General features: G+C 73.1%; 18 protein-coding genes. 12 read left to right on the top strand and 6 right to left on the bottom strand.

What is annotated here, in order from left to right:
* The first annotated feature begins 71 nt into the window (after positions 1-71).
* The gene (locus I5071_RS21105; protein ID WP_236607303.1) at positions 72-1,361 is read left to right on the top strand and encodes a flavin monoamine oxidase family protein; all 1,290 of its coding nucleotides are present in this window, start codon (positions 72-74) and stop codon (positions 1,359-1,361) included.
* Positions 1,362-1,406: 45 nt separating this feature from the next.
* On the top strand, positions 1,407-2,159 hold the full coding sequence (locus I5071_RS21100; RefSeq protein WP_236607302.1) for an SDR family NAD(P)-dependent oxidoreductase: 753 nt from the start codon (positions 1,407-1,409) through the stop codon (positions 2,157-2,159).
* Positions 2,160-2,226: 67 nt separating this feature from the next.
* On the opposite strand, the gene I5071_RS21095 is transcribed toward I5071_RS21100, so the two are convergent.
* On the bottom strand, positions 2,227-3,810 hold the full coding sequence (locus I5071_RS21095; RefSeq protein ID WP_236607301.1) for a serine/threonine-protein kinase: 1,584 nt from the start codon (positions 3,808-3,810) through the stop codon (positions 2,227-2,229).
* 82 nt (positions 3,811-3,892) lie between these two features.
* Between I5071_RS21095 and I5071_RS21090 the strand changes: the two genes are divergently transcribed.
* Positions 3,893-4,909, top strand: coding sequence for a hypothetical protein (locus I5071_RS21090; protein ID WP_236607300.1), 1,017 nt, complete (start codon positions 3,893-3,895; stop codon positions 4,907-4,909).
* A gap of 6 nt (positions 4,910-4,915) precedes the next feature.
* On the opposite strand, the gene I5071_RS21085 is transcribed toward I5071_RS21090, so the two are convergent.
* Entirely contained in the window at positions 4,916-6,013 is a 1,098-nt protein-coding gene (locus I5071_RS21085; RefSeq protein ID WP_236607299.1) for a M48 family metallopeptidase, read from the bottom strand.
* On the bottom strand, positions 6,010-7,029 hold the full coding sequence (locus tag I5071_RS21080; RefSeq protein ID WP_236607298.1) for an NADP-dependent oxidoreductase: 1,020 nt from the start codon (positions 7,027-7,029) through the stop codon (positions 6,010-6,012). Before I5071_RS21080 ends, I5071_RS21085 begins: the two co-directional genes overlap by 4 nt.
* Before the next feature lie 72 nt (positions 7,030-7,101).
* Between I5071_RS21080 and I5071_RS21075 the strand changes: the two genes are divergently transcribed.
* Positions 7,102-8,931, top strand: coding sequence for a sigma 54-interacting transcriptional regulator (locus I5071_RS21075; protein WP_236607297.1), 1,830 nt, complete (start codon positions 7,102-7,104; stop codon positions 8,929-8,931).
* Positions 8,928-9,812: a carbon-nitrogen hydrolase family protein gene (locus I5071_RS21070; protein WP_236607296.1), complete on the top strand. Its 885-nt coding sequence runs from the start codon at positions 8,928-8,930 to the stop codon at positions 9,810-9,812. Before I5071_RS21075 ends, I5071_RS21070 begins: the two co-directional genes overlap by 4 nt.
* 112 nt (positions 9,813-9,924) lie before the next feature.
* Here the strand turns inward: I5071_RS21070 and I5071_RS21065 are convergent, their stop codons facing one another.
* Positions 9,925-12,021, bottom strand: a complete 2,097-nt coding sequence (locus I5071_RS21065; protein ID WP_236607295.1) for a PQQ-binding-like beta-propeller repeat protein — start codon at positions 12,019-12,021, stop codon at positions 9,925-9,927.
* Positions 12,018-12,791, bottom strand: a complete 774-nt coding sequence (locus tag I5071_RS21060) for a HEAT repeat domain-containing protein (RefSeq protein ID WP_236607294.1) — start codon at positions 12,789-12,791, stop codon at positions 12,018-12,020. The genes I5071_RS21065 and I5071_RS21060 overlap by 4 nt, the downstream gene beginning before the upstream one ends.
* Before the next feature lie 50 nt (positions 12,792-12,841).
* Between I5071_RS21060 and I5071_RS21055 the strand changes: the two genes are divergently transcribed.
* The 5 genes from I5071_RS21055 to I5071_RS21035 all read left to right on the top strand — a co-directional run bounded on the left by I5071_RS21055 (position 12,842) and on the right by I5071_RS21035 (position 18,399).
* Positions 12,842-13,528 (top strand): 2-hydroxychromene-2-carboxylate isomerase, encoded by a 687-nt coding sequence (locus tag I5071_RS21055; RefSeq protein ID WP_236607293.1) that lies wholly within the window; start codon positions 12,842-12,844, stop codon positions 13,526-13,528.
* Between the two features lie 58 nt (positions 13,529-13,586).
* The gene (locus tag I5071_RS21050) at positions 13,587-14,144 is read left to right on the top strand and encodes a YdcF family protein (RefSeq protein WP_236607292.1); all 558 of its coding nucleotides are present in this window, start codon (positions 13,587-13,589) and stop codon (positions 14,142-14,144) included.
* A gap of 159 nt (positions 14,145-14,303) precedes the next feature.
* The gene (locus I5071_RS21045) at positions 14,304-15,965 is read left to right on the top strand and encodes a DUF1592 domain-containing protein (protein ID WP_236607291.1); all 1,662 of its coding nucleotides are present in this window, start codon (positions 14,304-14,306) and stop codon (positions 15,963-15,965) included.
* Positions 15,962-17,281: a DUF1552 domain-containing protein gene (locus I5071_RS21040; RefSeq protein ID WP_236607290.1), complete on the top strand. Its 1,320-nt coding sequence runs from the start codon at positions 15,962-15,964 to the stop codon at positions 17,279-17,281. Before I5071_RS21045 ends, I5071_RS21040 begins: the two co-directional genes overlap by 4 nt.
* 104 nt (positions 17,282-17,385) lie before the next feature.
* Positions 17,386-18,399 (top strand): hypothetical protein, encoded by a 1,014-nt coding sequence (locus tag I5071_RS21035; protein WP_236607289.1) that lies wholly within the window; start codon positions 17,386-17,388, stop codon positions 18,397-18,399.
* 65 nt (positions 18,400-18,464) lie between these two features.
* Here I5071_RS21035 and I5071_RS21030 read toward each other — a convergent pair whose 3' ends face one another.
* Positions 18,465-19,133: a YceI family protein gene (locus I5071_RS21030; protein ID WP_236607288.1), complete on the bottom strand. Its 669-nt coding sequence runs from the start codon at positions 19,131-19,133 to the stop codon at positions 18,465-18,467.
* A 172-nt stretch (positions 19,134-19,305) separates the two neighbouring features.
* On the opposite strand from I5071_RS21030, the gene I5071_RS21025 reads away from it, so the two are divergent.
* Both I5071_RS21025 and I5071_RS21020 read left to right on the top strand, forming a co-directional pair.
* The gene (locus tag I5071_RS21025) at positions 19,306-19,710 is read left to right on the top strand and encodes a hypothetical protein (protein WP_236607287.1); all 405 of its coding nucleotides are present in this window, start codon (positions 19,306-19,308) and stop codon (positions 19,708-19,710) included.
* Entirely contained in the window at positions 19,707-20,894 is a 1,188-nt protein-coding gene (locus I5071_RS21020) for a hypothetical protein (RefSeq protein ID WP_236607286.1), read from the top strand. Before I5071_RS21025 ends, I5071_RS21020 begins: the two co-directional genes overlap by 4 nt.
* Positions 20,895-20,896: the final 2 nt, after the last annotated feature.

The raw sequence follows: 20,896 nt of genomic DNA, 5'->3' as shown, positions 1-20,896 counted from the left end.
TTTCTGGGGCGCCCGGTCGTGCTCGCACGTGAAGAAACGTGACGGGCGCAGTGCTTGCGAGGGATCGGCGGGTGACCTCGGCGCAGGTGGTCGTGATCGGTGCAGGCGCAGCGGGCCTCGCGGCGGCCGAGACGCTGCGCGAGGCGGGGTGCCACGTGCTGGTGCTCGAGGCGCGCGATCGCATCGGCGGGCGGATCTGGACCCACCACGAGCCGTCGTGTCGCGCGCCGATCGAGCTCGGCGCGGAGTGGGTGCACGGCGAGGCGCCGGCGACGCGCCTGCTCGCGGCCCGGGCCGGTGCGGACATCGTCGAGGTGCGGGGCCGGCCGGTGCGAGTGCGGGACGGACAGGTCTCGGACGGATCGTCGTTCTGGCAGCAGGTCCAGCGCGTGACGTCGCAGCTCGATGCGGACCGAGTGCCCGATCGTCCGGTGGGCGAGGGCATCGATCGCGCCGAGGTCGACGAGAGCGCGCGCGTCGAGGCGCGGCGCTACGTCGAGGGGTTCCATGCGGCGGATCTCGCGACCGCGAGCGAGCGCGCGATCGCGCGGGCGGAGGACGTGGAGGGCCGCGGGGCAGCGCGCACGTCGAGCGGCTACGACGCGCTCGCCGGCGCCCTCGCGGCGTCGATCGATCGCGACGCACTGCGCCTCGGCGCGCGCGTTCGATGTGTGTCGTGGTCGCGAGGAAAGGTCGGGGTGGCGCTCGAGGAGGGACGGCCGATCGGCGCGCGCGCCGCGGTGATCGCGGTGCCGATCGGCGTGCTGCGCGAGCGCGCGCTGGTCCTCGATCCCGAGCCGCCGCGGGTGCGCCGCGGGCTCGACGCGATCGAGCCGGGCCACGCGGCGCGGGTGACGCTCGTCCTACGGCGATCGATCGGCGAGCTCCTCGAGCGACCCGACGCGACGTTCTTGTTCACCGACGACGACGCACTGCCGGTGTGGTGGACCGTGCACCCGCTCGATGCGCCGATCGTCGTGGGCTGGCGCGGCGGGCCGGGCGCGCGGGCGCTCCTCGCGGGTGGGCGCGACGAGCTCGAGGCGCGTGCGATCGTCGCGCTGCAGCGCGCGCTCGGGACCACCGCACGGGACGCGAGCGCGCTGGTCGAGCGGGTCTGGACCCACGACTGGTCGAGCGACCCCTTCTCGCTCGGCGCGTACTCGTTCGTGCGGGTCGGCGGGCTCGACGCGGCGGACGCGATGGGCGGTGTGATCGACGGCACGATCGTGCTCGCGGGCGAGCACCTCGCGGGGGGCTCGATCGGCACGGTGGAGGGCGCGATCGCGAGCGGACGGCGCGCGGCGCGCGACCTGCTGCGCGCGCTCGGGCGACCGATCGACGTGGCGCCGCGCGCGTCGTGATCGAAAGCGCTCGTCGCGCGCGCGGAGCGGACCACACTCCCGCGCATGACGAAGACGGTGCTGGTGACGGGCGCGACCTCGGGCTTCGGGCGCGCGACGGTGGAGCGCTTCGCGGGCGCGGGATGGCGCGTGATCGCGTGCGGTCGGCGCGCCGAGCGGCTCGATGCGCTGGTCGCGGCGATCGGCGCGTCGCGCGTCCATCCGTGTGCGTTCGACGTGCGCGACGAGGGCGCGATGCGCGCTGCGATCGCGGCGCTGCCCGAGGGGTTCCGCGACGTCGACGTGCTGGTGAACAACGCGGGGCTCGCGCTCGGGACCGCGCCCGCGCAGCGCGCCGATCTCGCGCAGTGGAAGCAGATGATCGACACCAACGTCACGGCGCTCGCGACGCTCACCCACATCCTCCTGCCGAAGCTGATCGAGCGACGCGGCGCGATCGTGAACGTGAGCTCGGTCGCGGCGACGTACCCCTACGTCGGCGGGAACGTGTACGGGGGCACCAAGGCGTTCGTCGCGCAGCTCTCGCTCGGGCTGCGCTCGGATCTGCACGGCACCGGCGTGCGTGTGACGTCGATCGAGCCCGGGCTCGCGGAGACCGAGTTCACGCTGGTGCGCACCGGCGGTGATCAGGCGGCGTCGGACACGCTCTACGCGGGGACGCACCCGATCACCGGTGAGGACATCGCGGAGACGATCTGGTGGGTCGCGAACCTGCCGCCGCACCTCAACGTGAATCGTCTCGAGGTGATGCCGGTGAGCCAGTCGTTCGCGGGGTTCCAGATCCACCGCGCGAAGTAGAGGTCGCCGTCGCCGGCCGCGTCGTGGACGTGAGCGGCGACGGCGACGGGCACGACGAGCGAAGCGATCACGGCTCCACGTGCGCCGCGAAGCTCACGATCCCGTCGCTGTCCTCGTGATCCAGCGGCGCCGCGTCGCGCAGCGCGCGTGCGACGCAGCGCGCGGTCGCCTCGTCGCCGTGCGGTCGCACCGGATGCGGCTGCGCGATCGTGATGCGGCCGCCGCGGTGGACGAAGATCTGGACCAGCACGTCCTCGGCGTGACCGTGACGACACCGCTCGAGCCCGGGCGCCGCGCGCGCCGCGAGGCGATCGAGCGCGGCCTCGTCGACGTCGCCGACGATCTGATCGACCCACGCGCGCGTCGTCACCGGCCCGGGCGGCGGCGGTGTCGGCGCAGGCACCGGGATGTTCCGGAGATCGGGATCGTCGAAGATCGGATCCGCCGCCGCCGCGGGCGCAGGCGCAGGTGCCGGCACGGGCGTGACAACGGGCGCCGGCGGCGCGCTCGAGCGCGACCACACGAACGCGGCGATGACGCCCGCGAGCGCGAGCACCAAGAGCACGATCACCGCGAGCGCGCTGCCGAGCATCACCAGGAGCATCCCGTTCCGAGCGGGCGCGGGCGCGACGGTGGCGTGCGAGGGCGCGGGACCGATCGGCGAGGGCATCATCACCGCCGACGCGCCGATCGACGCCGCGGGGCGATGCGACGCGTACGGCGATGCGACCGCGCCCGGCGTGATCGGCCGCGTCGAGACCGCGGCCGGCGCGAGCATCGCGGGCGGGGTGGTCGGCGGCAGCGCCGCCATCTCGAGCGTGGTGAGCGCCGCGTCGAGCTCCGCGGGCGTCCGGAACCGCGCGTCGGGATCGCGCGCGAGCCCGCGATCGATGATCGCGAGCAGCGCCCGCGGCAGGTGGGGCGCGTGCGCGGCGAGCGGGGTCGGAGGCTCGGTGAGGCGCTGCGCGATCAGGCTGTCGATCGTCGTCGCGCTGTACGGCAGCTTGCCCGAGAGCATCTCGTAGAGGCAGACCGCGAGCGCGTAGAGATCGGCGCGCCCGTCCACATCGCGTGCGCCGTGCAGCTGCTCCGGCGCCATGTAGTGCGGCGTGCCGAGCACCGCGCCCGTCATCGTGATCACGCTCTCCTGACCGCGCGATCGCGACTTGCTGATCCCGAAGTCGAGCACCTTCGTGGTCTCGCTGCCGTCGTGACCGCGCGCGAGGAACACGTTCGCGGGCTTGAGGTCGCGGTGCACCACGCCCGCCGCGTGCGCCGCCGCGAGGCCGGCGAGGATCTGCCGCGCGACCACGATCGCCTCGCGCATCGGCAGCGGGCCGGTGCGCTGGATGCGCTTCGCGAGCGACTCGCCCTCGAGCAGCTCCATCGCCAGGAAGATCTTGCGGTCCTCGCTGATCCCGGCGTCGAGCACCTGCACCACGTGCGGCGAGGCGATCGCCGAGAGGATGCGCGCCTCGCGCAGGAAGCGCTCGACGACGTCCAGCGACGCCTCGCGCGAGGGATGCAGCAGCTTCAGCGCGACCGCGCGCCCGGTGACGCCGTGGCGCGCACGGAAGACCTGCCCGAAGCCGCCCGCGTCGAGCTCCGCCTCGATGACGTACCGATCGATCCTTCGCCCGACGGCGGACATGCGCGGGCCCGAGTCTACGCTGCGCGCGTCGCTCACACCTGCGCTCGACGCCCGCCCGCGGCGCGCTAGGTGGAGGCCCACCATGCGTCCCGCCCTCGCGCTCTCGCTGTCGCTCGCGCTCACCGGCTGCGCGGCGAGCACCTCGTCGTCGCAGCCAACCACCCCCGCGCGCGCCGGCGTTGCGAACCGGCCCTCCACGTCGTCCGGTGGCACGTGCCAGCTCGATCGCGCGATGGGCACCGCCGAGATCGTCGAGGTCCCGGGGACCCGCGTGTCGCTGCGCCTGCCGCGCGTCGACGAGCTCGTGCTGGTGCGTGGCGGGCCCTTCGTCGTGCACGAGTGCGGGCTCGCGATCTCGATCGACGCCGCGCCGCCGGGGCTCGACACGCGCACGTTCCTCGACGAGGTGAGCCAGGACCTGCGGAGCACTCAGGTCGGATGCCGCGAGAGTCGCTCCGCGCAGGGCGAGCCGCTGTGGGCGTGCGACGCGAACGGGATCGTCGTGCGCGCGCGGCGCATCGAGCTCTCGGGCGCGGGCGCGATCGTCTCGGTGCTCGGGCCTGCGGCCGACGTGCGCGCCATCGAGACCATCCTCGCGAGCGCGCGCGTCGATCCCACCGCGACCTACGATGCGCTCGCGCAGATGAGCGTCGTGCTCGATCCGCCCGAGGGCATGACGCTGCGCCCGACGTCGATCGGGGGCGCGCTCGAGTACGAGCTCGTGGGCTCCGCGAGCGTCCCGCCGCGCACCCAGCCCTCGCTCGTGTGGCTCTTCGTGCCGTGGGACTCCGACGAGCAGCACGCCGACGGGAGCGCGTGGACCGATCTCGAGCTCGGTCGCTTCGTGGGTGGGCTCGTCGGCGCGAGCGACATCGATCAGGTCCGCGAGAGCACGATGCAGGGCGGCGTCGTGGGGCCCGGCGTGTTCGAGATGACCGTCGAGGGCGTGGTCGAGGGCGTGCCGGTGACGGTGTGGACCTGGGCGATGCGCGACGACCACGGCGCGTACGTCGTGATGGGCCGCGCGCCGACGTCGGAGTCGACGCTCTGGCTCGATCGCTGGCGCGCTCACGCGGGCACGCTGGCGTTCATGGATTGAACGTCGTCACGGCGCGGCGGCGCAGAGCGTTCGCTGCAGCGCCGCGAGATCATGCTCGAGAGGGACGCGCGTCGGCCGCTCGGCGCGCGCGAGCGCTTGCACCTGCGCGATGCGCTCCGCGGTGTCGGGATGCGTCGACATCCAGCGCAGCGCCGCGGCGTCGTCGGGGCGCTCCATGGTCGCGAAGAACGCGGCGAGCGCGGCGGGATCGAGCCCCGCGGCGATCATGGTGCGCACCGCGTCGGCATCGGCCTCGGACTCCTGCGCGCGGCTGTAGCCGCTCTGGCTCGCGAGGGTCGCCGCGTCCGCGGCGAGCGCGGTCCATCCCTCGACGTCGCCCAGCCACAGCGAGATCGCGAGCCCGATGCCGGCGCGATGCGCGAGGTTCCGCAGGCCGTGGCGCCGCGTGACGTGCGCGATCTCGTGCGCGAGCACGCCCGCGACCTCGTCGCTCGATCGTGCGGTGCAGAGCAGCCCGGTGAGCACGACGACGCGCCCGCCCGGCAGCGCGAACGCGTTCACCTGCTCGTCGCGTGCGATCGTGATCCGGATGTCGTGCCCGTCCGCGCCCGCGTGCGCGACGAGCCGCGCGCGGATCTCCTCGACCAACGCGCTCGCCGCGGGATCGTCGATCTCGTCGAGCGCGCCGAGCTCGGGCGTCGCGGCGTCCCCGACCGCGCGATCGATCGAGGTGGGCAGCATCCCGACGCTCGCCGCGAGCATCGAGGGCACGTTCCACAGCGCGACGCCGAAGAGCGCGATCATCGCCAGCGCACCGAGCTTCGACAGGTGCGCCCCGCGGCGCGACGACGCGCGATGTCGCCCCACCTTCGCGAGCTGCGGTGCGAGCTCGGCGACGTTCGCCGCGCCCAGCGCGTCGACGAACGCCGGGTCGCTGGTCGCGATGGTGAAGCGCGCATCGCGCGGCCGACAGAACACGAAGTCACCGTCGAACCCTCCGGGCTCGAGCGTCATCGCATCGAGCGCGATCGAGGCCTCGCCGCCGTCGTCGCGCACCGCGCGCAGCGAGCCCGCGTCGATCGTGATCGTGACCGCGTGAGGCCGCGGATCGTCGGCGCCCGTGATCGTCCCGCGGAACGTCATCGCAGATCGACGAGCTGCTTGCCGAAGTTCTTCCCCTTCAGCATCCCGAGGAACGCTTCGGGCGCGCGCTCGAGGCCCTTCGCGATCGTCTCGCGGTACTTCAGCTTGCCGGTCGCGACGAGCTCGCCGAGCTCCTTGAGCGCGGCGGGCCAGTGCTCGGGGTGCTCGCTCACGATGAAGCCCTCGAGGCGCAGTCGGTTCGTCAGGACGAGCGCGGGGAACGCCATCGGGATCGGCTGGCCCTCGTAGCCCGCGATCATGCCGCACACCGCGACGCGCGCGAACGGGTTCGTCCGCAGCATCACCGCGTCCATCACCATCCCGCCGACGTTCTCGAAGAGCCCGTCGACTCCGTCGGGGCACGCCTCCGCGATCGCGCGCGAGAGCGACTGCACGTCGCGATGCTCCTTGTAGTCGACGCACGCGTCGAACCCGAGCTCGTCGCGGACGTAGTCGCACTTCTCGCGACCGCCCGCGATGCCGACCGCGCGAACGCCGCGGGCCTTCGCGAGCTGTCCGACCACGCTGCCCACCGCGCCGCTCGCTGCGCTCACCACGACCGTGGCGCCCGGCTTCGGCGCGATGATCTGGGTGAGCCCGTACCACGCGGTCACACCGGGCATGCCCACCGCGCCGAGGTACGCCGAGAGCGGCACGCGCGAGGCATCCACCTTGCGCAGCGTGCGATCGTTCGGGCCCGCCTTCTGGTGCGTCTGCCATCCGCCCATGCCGACGACGAAGTCACCCGCTGCGAAGCGCGGATCGCGCGACGCGATCACCTCGCCCGCGGTGCCGCCGATCATCACCTCGCCGAGCGGCTGCGGCGGCGCGTAGCTCTTCGCGTCGCTCATGCGCCCGCGCATGTAGGGATCGAGCGAGAGATAGTGGTGCCTCACCAGCACCTGGCCCTCGTGGAGGCGCTCGTCGAGCGGCGCCTCCACGAGCTGGAAATTGTCGACCGTCGCCTCACCGGTCGGGCGCGACGCGAGGAGGAAGCGCTTGTGCATCGTGGTCATGGCGACGGAGCATAGGGCTCGAGCCGCTTCCCGCCGCGCCCACATCGAGGTATGCCGGGGGTCCAGGGAGCAATGACGAGCCCGGAGGACAAGACCACCGTCGACCACGACGCGTCCGCGCACTCGGTGCCGATGCGCGCGCAGGCGTCGCTGCTGCTGTATCTGCACGGCGGCGTGAAGGTCGTGCCGCTCGAGCCCGATCGTCCGCTCGTGATCGGTCGCGCGTTCCCCGCGGACGTCGTCGTCGACGACCTCTCGCTCTCGCGCCAGCACGCGCGCATCGGGTGGCAGCAGGGGCAGCTCTGGATCGAGGATCTCGGCTCGACGAACGGCACCCACGTGCGCGGCGAGCGCATCACCACGCGCGTCTCGGTCGCGCCCGGCGAGACGGTGCAGCTCGGCGCCGCGACCGCGTCGGTGAACGTGACGGTCTCGGCCGACGCGCTGCTGCGCGGCGTGATCGCGCACGAGCGATTCCTCGCGCGCCTCGAGGACGAGGTGCTGCGCGCGCGCACGTTCGGCCGTCCGCTCGCGCTCCTGATGGTGCGCGCGGTGGCGGTGGGATCGGGGCACGCGTCGCGCTGGCTCCCGCGCATCCGCGGCACGCTGCGTCCGATCGACACGATCTCGCTCTACGCGCCGGGCGCGGTGCTGGCGCTCCTGCCCGAGACCGATCGCGAGCAGGCGCATCGCGTGGCGTCGTCGCTGGTCACGCCGGCGCTCGGTGAGCCGCCGCTGGTGTGCGGCATCGCGACCTGGCCCGAGGCGCGCTCGGCGCAGGAGCTCCTCGATCGTGCGCGCGATGCGGCGCGCGGTGCGACTCCGTCGAGCGCGGTCCGCCACGCGAGCGGACAGGAGCCCGAGGCCGCGTCGCGCAGCGTCGTCGTCGCGTCGCCCGCGATGCGCGAGGTCTACGGGCTGGTGCGCAAGATCGCGGGCTCGTCGATCCCGGTGTTGATCCAGGGCGAGACCGGCGCGGGCAAGGAGGTCGTCGCGCGCGCGATCCACACCGAGTCGCCGCGACGCTCGCGCCCGCTGCGCTCGATCAACTGCGGTGCGATCCCCGCGACGCTGATCGAGAGCGTGCTCTTCGGGCACGAGAAGGGCGCGTTCACCGGCGCCGAGCGCGCCGCGCCCGGTCTCTTCGAGCAGGCCGACGGCGGGACCGTGATGCTCGACGAGGTCGGCGAGCTCAGCACGGCCGCGCAGGCTGCGCTGCTGCGCGTGCTCGAGACCAAGCGCGTCACGCGCGTCGGCTCGGTGCAGGAGATCGAGTGCGACGTGCGCGTGGTCGCGGCGACGCATCGCGATCTCGAGCAGATGGTCGCCTCGGGCACGTTCCGCCGCGATCTGCTGTACCGCCTCAACGCGATGACGCTGCGGGTGCCGCCGCTGCGCGAGCGCCCCGAGGAGATCGACGTGCTCTCCGAGCTCTTCCTCGAGGAGGCGAGCAAGGCGAGCGGGCTGGCGGTGCACACGTTCGATCCCCAGGCGCGCGCGCTGCTGCGCAGCTATGCGTGGCCGGGCAACGTGCGCGAGCTGCGCAACGTGATCGAGCGCGCCGCGCTGGTGTGCGCGAGCGATGCGATCCGCGCCGAGGATCTCGGCGAGCGCATCACGCGCGTCGAGTCGGTGCCCCCGCCGAGCTCGCCCGCGGTCGCGGTGCCCGCGCGTGCCGACGACGCGGACGCGGACTTCAAGGATCGCGTGCGCCAGTACGAGACCGAGCTGATCCTCGAGGCGCTGCGACGCGCGGGCGGGAACCAGACCCAGGCCGCGAAGATCCTCCGCATGCCGCTGCGCACGCTCGTCCACAAGATGAAGTCGCACGGCATCCGCAAGCTCTGGGCGGGCGCCGAGGGCGACGACGACGAGCTCGGTGAAGGTGAGGACGAGCGATGAGGACCAAGGTCGGTGTGGTGCAGATGACGTCGACGGGCGACGTCGAGGCGAACCTGCTCACGGTCGAGCGCCTGGTGCGCGAGGCGGCCGCGGACCGCGCGACGCTGGTCGTGATCCCCGAGTGCTTCGCGTACCTCGGGCCCGAGAACGGCAAGCTGGAGCTCGCCGAGTCGCTGCCTTCCCCGGAGGGCTCCGCCCCCCTGTCGACCCCCGGCCGCTCCGCGCCGGTGGGCGGTCCGATCCTGGCGCGCATGAGCGAGCTCGCGCGGCGCACCCGCGCGCAGCTGGTGCTCGGCGGGTTCTGGGAGAAGGGCGCTGCTCCTCTTCACGGCAGCGCGGGCAAGGTGCGCAACGCGTGCGTGCACGTCGACGAGCTCGGCACGGTGCGCGCGGTCTATCGCAAGATCCATCTGTTCGACGTCGACCTCCCGGACGGCACGAAGCTCGAGGAGTCGGCGACGGTCGAGCCGGGCTCGGAGCTCGTCGTCGCCGACGCGCCGTTCGGCAAGCTCGGCCTGTCGGTCTGCTACGACGTGCGCTTCCCCGAGCTCTATCGCGGGCTCGTCGATCGCGGCGCGATCGCGCTGGCGGTGCCCGCCGCGTTCACGCTCACGACGGGCAAGGATCACTGGCACGTGCTGCTGCGTGCGCGCGCGATCGAGGCCCAGTCGTACGTGCTCGCGGCCGCGCAGACCGGGCACCACTTCGGGCAGCGTCGCAGCTACGGGCATGCGCTGATCTGCGATCCGTGGGGCACCGTCCTCGCGGAGTGCGGCGAGGGCGAGGGCGTCGCGACCGCGTGGATCGATCCGAGCGTCGTCGAGAAGGTGCGCGCGAGCCTGCCCTCGCTGCGGCACCGCGTGCTCGGGTCGAAGAGCTGAAGCAGAAGAATTCACCACAGAGCGCCGCAGAGGGCCGCAGAGATCGGAGAAGAAAAAGGTTTCTCTCTCTGCGGCCCTCTGTGATCTCTGCGGTGAATTCTCCGGTTTCGTCTCAGCGACGGACGGTGTGCACGACGACCTGGCGGCCGCGTCGCGTCCGCGGGAACGTGCGCGGGCGGACCAGCGGCTCCACGCACGACTGCAGATCGGCCGGCGTGACCGACACCGTCTGGATCGCGCCCGCTTCGTCGATCATCACCGCGATGCGCGCCGACGGGAGTGGATCGCCTTCGGCTCGCTCGAGGCACGCGCGCAGGCGCGCCTGCACCGGCGCCATCACGGCGTCCGTCATCTCGGTGGTGACCGCCTCGGGGAGATCCGCGGCCGGCTCGGGCTCCGGCGCCGCAGCAGGCTGCGGGCGCTCGCGCGCCGGCGGCGGGGTCGGCGCGGGCTCGGACGGCGCGGGCGGCGCGAGGGCCTGCGCGAGCCGCTCTCGCACCGGTGCCGGCGCGAGCGGATCGTCGGCGAGCCCTCGTACCGCATCGAGCCTCACCGGCGCGAGCGCGACCACGGCGCGCGCCCCGGCCGCGAGCGCATCGATCATGCGCGCGTCGGTCGCATCCGCGTGATAGAGGCGCACGAAGCGCTCGATCGGCGCGAGCGCGCGCGCATCACCCAGCGCCGCGAGCCCCTCGAAGAGGCCCGGCAGCTCGTCGACCGGCGTCGCGGGATCCTCGAGGTGCGTCACGAGATACGGCAGCGCCTGCCGCAGTCGCATCGTGCCCGCGGCGCGCGCGAGCGCCGCGATCGGCGGCGCGGGCCGCTGCTCCAGGTACGACGCACCCTCGCGCAGCGCCGCGAGCACGTGCTCGCCGCCCTGCTCGCGCACCGCGAGCTGCTCGCACGCCGCGGCGCGAGCCTGCGACGTGTCGCTCCGATCCGCGCAGAGCGCGACGAGCTGCGCGGTGACGTCGGCGCTCGGATCGCGCGCGAGGAAGCGGATCGCGAACGCGCGCCCCGCCCCGACGCGCACGTCGTGGAGCGACGCGACCGCGTGGAGCCGATCGCGCAGCGGAGGCGCGGGGTCCGAGGTGCTCGCGTCGGGCACCGCGAGGCCGTCTGCGCGCACGTCGGCGGCCCGCACCGGGACCCCGAGGCTGGCCTCGAGGCGAGGCCGACCGTCACGCGCGCCGAGCAGCGAGATGCGACCGTCGTCGGTGAGCACGACGAGCCCGCCCGGCACCGCGTCGGCGCCGACGACGTCGTGCTCGCGATCGTGCACCCACCGCACCTCGTCCTCGCCCGCGGCGAGCCCGAACACGAGCCGGTAGAACACGAAGTAGAGCGCGTCGTCGGCGAACGACGCGGGCTCTCCGTCGGCGAGCGCCCACGCGAGGCGCACGCGGTTGCGCGCGCTCTCCGCGTTCATGCGCGGCTCGTACGCGTCGGGCAGCAGCGGCGGCTGTCCGGGCAGCGCGCGCCCGCGCGGCTCGAGCCCGGCGCGGCGCTGCGCGCGCTCGTCCTCGAAGAGCTCCGCGCTCACCGGGAACACCCGATGTTGTCCGACCATCACGCGCGCACCGTCGTGCATCGCGTGGCCCAACACCGCGTGCTCCATGCGCAGCCGGAGCCGCTCGAGCCCGGTCGCCGCATCGAGGATCGAGAGACGCTGATGGCCCCACGGCACCAGCACGAGCGCGCCGGCGACGGCGGGGCTGCCCACCGAGAGCGGCAGCTCGTGCGACCACGCGACCCCGCCGTCGCGCACACCGACGACGTGACCGAGCGGGGTGTCGCCTTCACCGCGCGCGAGCGCGATCACCAGCGTGCCGGCCTCGCCATCGGCGCCGACGAGATGGAGGTCCTGCTCGTCGAGCGCGAGCACGCGCGACCCGTCGCCGAGCCGCCGGACGACCACGCCTTCCGCCTCGGTCGTGACCACGTGCTCACCCGCGACGATCGGCGTCGAGCGCGCATCCGTCTGCACGCGCCAGCGCTCGCGTCCTTCGCGCAGATCCCAGCAGAGCAGGCCGGGCGGAGACGTCGTGACCGCGACGATCACGGGATCGGCAGCGCGCGCCGGTGTCTCGGCGAGCTCGCGCATCACGCCGCTCATGTGCGGCTCCTGGCGCTCCGGGTACTGCGGCTCGAACGCGCCGCCTCCGCAGGCGGCGAGCACGCACGCGAGCATCACGAGCGCGCGCCTCACTGGCTCACCTCCGCCGCCGCGGCGTCCTCGGTGGCGAGCGCCTGATCGATCGCACGCCGCACCGGATCGTTCTCCGGGAGCGTCGCGCCGACCTCGCGCAGCACGCGCGCCGAGAGCGCGCCCTCGAGCGCGGCGAGCCGCTGCACGATCGCGAGCTTCGTCGGCCGCTGCACGTTCGCGCGCTCGAGCAGGATCCGGAGCGCGGGCGCGCTCGCCTCGAGCGTCGTCGCGTCGAGGCGACGCAGGAAGCGCGCGACGTCCTGCGCGCTCGCCTGGGTGCCGAAGAGGATCGCGGCCTCGGGCACGCCGCGCAGCGCGGCGAGCATCACGGTGTCCATCACGCCCTGCGCGCCGACCTCGCCGAGCGCGACCGCCGCGGCCGAGCGCACCTCGGCCTCGGGATCGTCGAGCAGATCGGCGAGCGCGCCGCGCGCGTTGGCGGATCGTGATCGCACGAGCCCGCGCGCGACCTGCGCGCGCACCGCGGCGCGGCGGTGGCGCGCGAGCGTCAGCAGGGCCGAGACCGCGGGCGGCGACCCGTTCTGCACGAGCGACTCGATCGCGCGCGAGAGCAACGGCGCGGGCAGGCCCGCGTCGATGCGGGCAGCGAGCTGCGTCGCGAGCGCGCGATCCCCGGGTCGCGCGGCCGCCGTGATCGCGCGCTCGATCTCGACGGGGTCGGTGGCCTCGAGCGACTGCCCGGCGGCCGGAGAGGTGAAGGTGAAGAAGACGAAGCAGAGCACCAGGGCGAGATCAACGCGTCGACGCATTCATTCTCCTCGGCTCCCCGCCGCAGGGTACCCGAGACGCGCGAATGGAGGTGACGACGACACGCGACGCGTGGCAGATCCGCGCGAGGCCCATGCAGTTCCTCTTCGATTTCCTCTCGCCCTATGCGTACCTCGCGTGGTCGCGCATCCACGACGTCGCGGCGCGCGCCGGGCGCGAGGTCGAGCCGGTGCCGGTGGTCTTCGCGGGGCTGCTCGGCGCGCACGGCACCCGCGGTCCCGCCGAGATCGACGCGAAGCGGCGCTACCTTGCGCGCGACGTGCTGCGGATCGCGAGCGCGTGGGACGTGCCGATGGCGGCCCCGCGCGCGCTCCCCTTCCGCTCGCTCGGCGCGCTCCGGCTCGCGTCGATCGACATGGATCGCGCGACCCGACGCGCGCTGATCGATCGTGTGTTCGCGGGTGCATGGGCGCGCGGCGAGGACGTGGCGGATCCCGAGACGCTCGCCGTGATCGCGCGCGAGGTCGGGCTCGGCGCGGACGCGCTCGCGCGCGCCGAATCGTTGGAGGTCAAAGCATCTCTCCGCCGCGCGACCGACGACGCGATCGCCGCGGGCGTGTTCGGCGTGCCCACGATCCTCGTCGACGGCGAGATGTTCTGGGGCTGCGACTCGCTGCCGCACCTCGAGCGCTTCCTCGCGGGCGAGCTCGCAGTCGACCCCGAGGTGCTCGCCGCGTTCGACGTCGTGCCGGTGGGCGCGCGACGCAGCGGCGCATGACAGCTCTCCTCGGCATCGCCACGGACGCGCCACACCGGGCTGCCAGGATGGGCGCTCGATGGCTCGGCGGTGGAGCGTGATCCTCGTCGGCACCACGATCGCCGCGTGGCTCGCCGCGGCCGTCGCGATCGACGTGCGCGGATCGCGCGCTGCGCCCGATGGCACCTACGACGCGATCGTCGTGCTCGGGTGCCGCGTGAACCAGGACGGCCGGGCCTCGCGCGTGCTCGCGCGCCGGGCCCGTCGCGCCGCGACGTTGTGGCTCGAGGGGCGCGCGCCGATCGTCGTGCTCACCGGAGGCGTCGGCACCCATCCTCCGAGCGAGGCGCACGCCGCGGCGGCGATCCTTCGCGAGCACGGCGTCCCCGACGACGCGATGGTGCTCGAGGAGCGATCGACCTCGACCGCCGAGAACGCGCGCTTCGCGCGCGCCCTCACCGACGCGCGCCGCGTGCTGATCGTCACCGACGGATTCCACGCGACGCGCGCCGCGCTCGTCTTCGCGCGCGAGTTCGACGACGTCGCGGTCTCGCCCGTCACCGCCGGGCCCTGGGTGCGCAGCAAGGGCGCGCTGCGCGAGGTGCCGCTCCTGGTGCGCGACTACCTGCGGCGCTGATCACGCGAACGGCGTGAGCTCCGGGTCCGCGAACGCGCCTGCGACGGCGCGGTCGCACCCTCGCGGAGCGCCTCGTGCTCTCCGCGCCCGCGCGGTCGCAGGCTCGCATGGATCTCTTGGAAAACAGGGTGTGCACGCCTCGTGCACAGCGGGCCGCCCATGCGACGCGACCTCCTCGCGATCACGATCTCCGCGCTGGTGTCGAGCGCGTGCGTCGGTGCGCTCGAAGACCCGGCCGCGCGGCCCAGCGGCACCGCGCCACCGGGCGGTCCAGGCCCGATCCCCGAGGCGCTCTGCGAGCGCGAGATCCAGCCCGGCAGCTCACCGTTCCGCCGCCTCACCCGCGACGAGTACGACGCGACCGTGCTCGCGCTGCTCGGCGACGAGTCGGCGCCGGCGCGCGCGTTCCCGCCCGACGAGGACGGCCTCGGCTTCGCGGTCGGCGCGACGGTGTCGCCGCTGCTCGCCGAGAATTATCTGCGCGCCGCGGAGACGCTCGCCGCGAGCGCGATCGGGCGCGGGCTCGGCGACCTCCTGCCCTGCGATCTCGCGAACGGCGACGAGGCGTGCGCGCGCGCGTTCGTGACGTCGTTCGGTCGTCGCGCCTACCGCCGCGCGCTCGACGACGCGCAGATCGATCGCGTGATGGAGGTCCATCGCGCGGGGAGCGACTTCGAGAGCGGCATCCGTCTCGTGATCACCGCGATGCTCACGTCGCCGTACTTCCTCTACCGCGTCGAGCTCGGCCCGCCCGATCTCGCCGCGGGCGAGCGTGTCATCCCGCTCACGATGGACGAGCGCGCGACGCGCCTCTCGTACTTCCTCTGGGGCACGATGCCCGACGACGCGCTCTTCGCCGCGGCCGACGCGGGCGAGCTCGAGACCGTCGATCAGATCGCGGATCACGCGCGCCGCATGCTCGACGACCCGCGCGCGCTGCGCACCATCGAGCGCTTCGTCGACGCGTGGCTCGAGCTCGAGCTCGACGTCGTCAGCAAGGACCCCGAGACCTATCCCGACTGGAGCGACGAGCTCGCCGCCGCGATGCACGACGAGACGCGCGCGTTCGTCGATCACGTGCTCACCGAGGGCAGCGGCACGCTCGACGAGCTGCTCACCGCCGACTACTCGTTCGTCTCGCCCGCGCTCGCCGCGGTGTACGGCGTGGAGGTGCCCGAGGGCGCGACCGAGCCGGTGCGCGTCGCGCTCGATCCCACGCAGCGCGCGGGCTTGCTCACGCAGCCGGGGTTCCTCTCGCAGCACGCGCGCGGCAACCAGAGCTCGCCGGTGTTCCGTGGACGATTCGTCCGCGAGCGGCTGCTCTGCCAGACGCTTCCTCCACCGCCCGAGGATCTGCTGGTCGTTCCGCCCGAGCCGGACCCCTCGGCCAGCACGCGCGATCGCTTCGAGCAGCACCGCAGCGATCCCGCGTGCTCCGGGTGCCACGAGCTGATGGACCCGATCGGGTTCGGCTTCGAGCACTACGACGCGATCGGTCGCTGGCGCGATCGCGACGAGGGCTTCGACGTCGACGCGAGCGGGCGCATCGTCGGCACCCGCGAGACGGATGGCGAGTTCGAGGGCGCGGTCGATCTCGCGCACCGCCTCGCGAACAGCCCCGACGTCCACGCGTGCCTGACCCAGCAGTGGTGGGAGTTCGCGTTCCGCCGCACCGTCGAGGAGGCGGACGCGTGCTCGATCGACGAGGTGCGCCGCGCGTTCGACGAGTCGGGGCGCGACCTGCGCGCGCTGATCATCGCGCTCGTCCGCACCGATGCGTTCCTCTATCGCCGCGCCGCCGAAGGAGAGGTGAGCCCGTGAAGCGTCGTGATCTGCTCCGAGGGATCGGGATGGGCGCCGCCGCGGCGGCGCTGCCCTTCACGAACCTCCTTCGCGCGCGCGCCGACGTGCCCGCGTTCCCGCTGCGCTTCGTCGCGATCTTCACGCCGAACGGCACGATCGGCGATGCCTGGGGCACGCGCTCGAGCGACACGTCGTTCACCCTCGGATCGATCCTCGAGCCGCTCGCGCCGTATCGCGCGAAGTCGATCGTGCTCGACGGGCTCGACATGAGCGTGACGCGCGTCGGGCCCGGCGCCGCGCACCAGAAGGGCATCGGCGCGCTGCTCACCGGACAGCCGCTGCTCGAGGGCGACTTCTGCGGCGGCGGCGACTGCGACGTGCGCGCGGGCTGGGCCGCGGGCGAGTCGATCGATCAGGCGATCGCGACGCACCTCGACGGCATCACGCGGCTGCGCTCGCTCGAGCTCGGCGTGCGCGTCACCGGCTCGAACAACCGCCATCGCGTCGCCTACCGCGGCGCGAACGATCCGCTGCCTCCGAGCGACGATCCGTTCCAGGTGTTCGATCGCCTCTTCGCGTCGGCGGGCGTCGACCGCGAGGTGCTCGAGCGACAGCGGCGCGAGCGCCAGAGCGTGCTCGATCTCGCGCGCGACGATCTCTCGGCGCTGCACGGCGCGCTCGGCAGCGAGCACCGGCCGCGGCTCGAGGCGCACCTCGAGTCGCTGCGCGAGGTGGAGCGCTCGCTCGATGCCGCGCTCGAGGGCGGAAGCTGCGCCGCGCCCGACGCACCGGCGCGCTTCGATCACCGCGCGAGCGACAACTACCCGCGCTCGAGCCGGCTGATGCTCGACGTGCTCGCGAGCGCGCTGCGCTGCGACGCGACGCGGGTCGCGACGGTGCTCTACAGCGGCGCGACGAGCGAGCAGCGCTTCTCGTGGCTCGACGTCGCCGAGGGGCACCACACGCTCTCGCACGAGGGCGACGGCAACGCGACCGCGCAGCAGAAGCTGACGCGCATCAACCGCTGGTACGCCCAGGAGATCGCGCACTTCCTCGGCCTGCTCGACGCGATCCCGGAGCGCGACGGCACGATGCTCGATCACACGATCGTGCTCTGGGGCAACGAGCTCTCGAAGGGCAACACCCACTCGCGCAACGACATGCGCCTCGTGATCGCGGGCGGCGGCGCGGCGGGCCTGCGCGGCGGGCGCTGGCTGCGCTACGGCGATCGCCCGCACAACGATCTGCTGGTGACGATCGCGAACACGTTCGGGATGGAGATCACCTCGTTCGGCCACCGCGACTTCAACACCGGGCCGATCACCGGGCTCTGAGCGCCGCGCGGCACGCGGGTGTGCAGCGCGCTGCGCGATGCCCCGCAGTCTTCGCGGAATTCCCGCGGAATTCGTGAGGCACGGGCGCTGCTGGAGCACGGGACATGACCCGTCGACTCCGACTCTCGTGCTTGGTCTCGCTGCTCGTCCTCACCACCGCATGCGCCAGCGACCGCTCGCACCCACCCGAGCGCCGCTCGCCCGAGCTCGAGCCCGTGGACCGCGTGTCGGTGCCCCTCGCCGTGCTCGTCGACCGGATGCGCGCCGAGCCGACGTGGCTCGACGATGCGGGCCAGGTGTGGACGTACCGCGGCGGTCGCGCCGAGCGCGTGCAAGAGGGCACGAGGATCCCCGAGGAGCCGGCGGCGCTGCGCGTCTTCGACGACGGCAGCATGGCGATCGCGACCGACGACGCAGTGCACGTCTACTCGGCGTCGGGCGAGGAGCGCGCGCTCGATCTCTCGGGGCTCGAGGTCGCGATCGACGGCACGAGCATCGACGATCTCTGGGTCATTCATTGGCCGGTGCTCGGCGAGTACGAGCTCTGTCACCACACGCCCGCGGGCGACTCGTGCATCCCGGTGCCCAACGTCGGCGGCTTCACGGCGCTGCTCGCAGCAGGCCCCGACGGCACGGCGTACGTGAGCGATCGCGACGTGCAGCTCCTGCGCTTCTCCGACGGCGCGCTCACGCCGGTCGCGGGCGGTCCTGCGCGGGGTCTCCACTCGCTGCGCCGCAGCGGCGATGCGATCTTCGGGCTCGCGTACGACAGCGGGGTCTACGAGATCCGCGGCGATCGCATGGCGCAGCGCACCGACGGCCACGTGCTCGACGTCGTGGGCTCGAGCGACGAGCACTTCGAGCTCCGCTACGACGCGGAGTACGTGCAGGTCGATCCGTCGTGCGACGAAGGGTGGTTCACGGACTGCGAGGAGCGCTTGCTCTGGTCGCAGACGATCGTGGTGCGGGTGCGGGGCGACGAGACCGACGAGATCGCGCACGAGACCTGCGACGACGCGCACCCCGGGCCGTGCGATCGCTTCTCGCTCGGGCTCGGTCTCGACGGCGACGACGTGGTGGTGATCGGCGCGCCGTTCCGCGTGGCGAGCGCGCGCTGAACGTGAAGAGGCCGCCCGACCTCGCGCGAGGTGGGGCGGCCTTCTTCGTTGCATTTCGAGAGCGATCAGCCCGCGCTGCGCGGCGCGCGCACGTCGAAGCGGATCACGACCTCGTCGCGGATCAGATCGTCGGGCATGCCCGGGTAGACGATGCCGAAGTCGCGGCGCTGGATCGTGAACTCGCTCTGCGCGCGCACGCCGCTCGGCTCGACGGTCAGGATCGCGGGGAACGAGACCGCGCGCGTGGTGCCGCGCATCGTGAGGTTCCCGGTGACGGTGTGGGTCGCGGGCTGGCCGTTCACCTGGCCCTCGCCGCCGGCGCGCACCGCGGTCGACTCGAAGGTCGCGGTGGGGAACTGCGGCGCGTCGAAGAAGTCGGGCGTGAGCAGGTGCGTGGCGAGCTGCGCGGGCTCGATCTGGAGCGACGCCATCTGCACGGTCATGCGCACGGCGCTCGCGGTGACGTCGGCCGGATTCAGATCGATCGTGCCGCTGAAGTCGGAGAACGAGCCGTCGTGCGACGCAGTGATCTTCGCGCCGGTGAAGCCGACCGACGACGAGGCGCGGTCGATCTGCAGGGTCTCGCGCGCGGCGGGCGCGGCGGTCGTGGGCTCGGGCGCGGGCGCCGCGGCAGCGGGCTCGGCGACGGTGGCGGTCGAGACGCCTTCGGTGTGATCGCTGCCACACGCGGCGAGCGCGAGGAGCGAGGCGAGGGCGAGCGCAGTGCGGTTCATGGTCCAGCTCTCCTTGGTGCGCCGACTCTGGGGCCCGGGAGGTCTCGACGGAAGTGATGGTTTTCGACGGGAACCATCGAAACGGTCGATGGTTCCCGTCCGCCCCGGTCCGACGGGTGGGCTATCGACGGCACAGCCGCGCCCGTAGGCTTCGCGAAAAGGGGGGAAGAACATGGAGATCCGTCTCGCTCTCGAGCGCGTCGACCTCGACGCCGAGCTCGCCGCCGCGCGTGCCCAGGAGCTCTCGTTCGGCGCGCCGCAGTCGCTCGAGCCATCGCCGGACGCGGTGACCGAGGCTCGCTTCGTCGAGACCGTCGCGGTGATCGGCGTGGTGTCGCTCGCGTGGATCGCGAAGCGCTGCGTCGACACGTGGCTCAAGGACAAGGAGCGTGGAGTGATGATCGATCTGCGCACGACGCCGCCGACGATCTCGCGCGTCGAAGGTGTGCCGGCCGGCTTCCTCGTGATGGTCGACGCGAGCGGCAAGGCGACGACGAAGAAGATCGCCTACGACCAGCCCGAGCAGATGTTGCCGATGCTCGAGGCCGCGCTCGCCGCGGGGAAGCCCGGCGTGTGAGGGCCTCGTTCGATCTGCTCACCGGCATCGTGCGCGTCGCCGCGGACGCGCCCGCCGAGCTGATCGCGAGCGGGACCGACGCGTTCTACACGAGCCCGAACGATGCGAGGTGGTCCGGCGCGATCTCTCGCGTGCTCTATCACGAGTCCGTTCATCTCTGGCAGCTGATGGCGTCGGGCTTCGTCGCCAACGTCATCGGCGACGAGTGGCGACGGCTCGAGCACTTCGAGCGCGCCGGCGAGGTCCGACCGCGAAGCGACTTCGTGCGCGACCATCTGGACCGAGGACAGGGGCCGTTCTCGGCGTACGAGCTCTTCGAGTGCTGGGCGCGCTACTGGGACGTCCACACCGGAAACCCAGCACGTCTCGTCGACGAGGAGACGCCGGGCGACGAGATCGTTCCTGCCGGCGACGACGCGCCTGCGTACACGTGGCGAGCGTTCGATCGCTTCATGCAGACCGGCCCGGACGCGCGCCTCTACGCCGCGCCCTATCGCACCATGCTCGAGCGATCCGGAGCGGACAGCTTCTTCGTCGCGTGCGTCTTCCCCGCGATCGTGCACGCCGCGCTCGGGACACCCGCGCCGGTTCGGTTCGTCGACGCGGCGTTCACCAGAGCGCTCGCGATCCACGAACGGAAGGCGCTGCTGCGGCGGAGCGGGAACATCAACTTCGACTGGCTGAACAACTGGTCGTCGATCGTGGGGCAGGTCGTCGTGCCTGCTCGCAGCGAGCTCGGGCTGCCGGCGTACACCAGCGGATTCGACGTGATCCAGCGCGGCGCGCTGCGCACGCATCCGATCTACGCGCAGTACCTCGAGCGCGCGCCGATGCTCTCGCAGCGCCTCGAGCTCCTCCGCCGCAGCGCGCTCGACGCGGCGAGCCCTGCGCGCCAGGCGGAGATGCTCGCGGTCCGCGATGCCCCGGCGCGCGACAAGTGGGTGCTGTTCGCGCTCCCCGGGCAGCCGGACTACCGCGCGATCCTCGGTCACGTGCTCCCTCCGCCGCGCATCCGTTTCGCGAATGCGACGATCGACGCGCGGAGGTCGGCGCTCGCGAGGCTCGCGGGGGCGAGCGAGACGTACTCGGCCGAGCTCGATGCGCTCGAGGCACGGGTCGCGCGGTTCATGCGCGCGGAGCGAGCCGTCTCGCTCGGCCTCCCGCCGAGCGCGTTCGAGTCGTGAGC

It is taken from the genome of Sandaracinus amylolyticus (assembly GCF_021631985.1).
GTDB lineage: Bacteria > Myxococcota_A > Polyangia > Polyangiales > Sandaracinaceae > Sandaracinus > Sandaracinus amylolyticus_A.
Note: the sequence above shows the minus strand (reverse complement) of the source record. Positions and strands in the feature narration are given on the sequence as shown.

Bases quoted from the DNA above. Each gene is read 5' to 3' on its own strand.
- I5071_RS21060 (WP_236607294.1), bottom strand. From the start codon at position 12,791: ATGCGTCGACGCGTTGATCTCGCCCTGGTGCTCTGCTTCGTCTTCTTC.
- I5071_RS21030 (WP_236607288.1), bottom strand. From the start codon at position 19,133: ATGAACCGCACTGCGCTCGCCCTCGCCTCGCTCCTCGCGCTCGCCGCG.
- I5071_RS21070 (WP_236607296.1), top strand. From the start codon at position 8,928: ATGAGGACCAAGGTCGGTGTGGTGCAGATGACGTCGACGGGCGACGTC.
- I5071_RS21025 (WP_236607287.1), top strand. From the start codon at position 19,306: ATGGAGATCCGTCTCGCTCTCGAGCGCGTCGACCTCGACGCCGAGCTC.
- I5071_RS21050 (WP_236607292.1), top strand. From the start codon at position 13,587: ATGGCTCGGCGGTGGAGCGTGATCCTCGTCGGCACCACGATCGCCGCG.
- I5071_RS21100 (WP_236607302.1), top strand. From the start codon at position 1,407: ATGACGAAGACGGTGCTGGTGACGGGCGCGACCTCGGGCTTCGGGCGC.
- I5071_RS21045 (WP_236607291.1), top strand. From the start codon at position 14,304: ATGCGACGCGACCTCCTCGCGATCACGATCTCCGCGCTGGTGTCGAGC.
- I5071_RS21090 (WP_236607300.1), top strand. From the start codon at position 3,893: ATGCGTCCCGCCCTCGCGCTCTCGCTGTCGCTCGCGCTCACCGGCTGC.
- I5071_RS21075 (WP_236607297.1), top strand. From the start codon at position 7,102: ATGACGAGCCCGGAGGACAAGACCACCGTCGACCACGACGCGTCCGCG.
- I5071_RS21080 (WP_236607298.1), bottom strand. From the start codon at position 7,029: ATGACCACGATGCACAAGCGCTTCCTCCTCGCGTCGCGCCCGACCGGT.
- I5071_RS21095 (WP_236607301.1), bottom strand. From the start codon at position 3,810: ATGTCCGCCGTCGGGCGAAGGATCGATCGGTACGTCATCGAGGCGGAG.
- I5071_RS21085 (WP_236607299.1), bottom strand. From the start codon at position 6,013: ATGACGTTCCGCGGGACGATCACGGGCGCCGACGATCCGCGGCCTCAC.
- I5071_RS21035 (WP_236607289.1), top strand. From the start codon at position 17,386: ATGACCCGTCGACTCCGACTCTCGTGCTTGGTCTCGCTGCTCGTCCTC.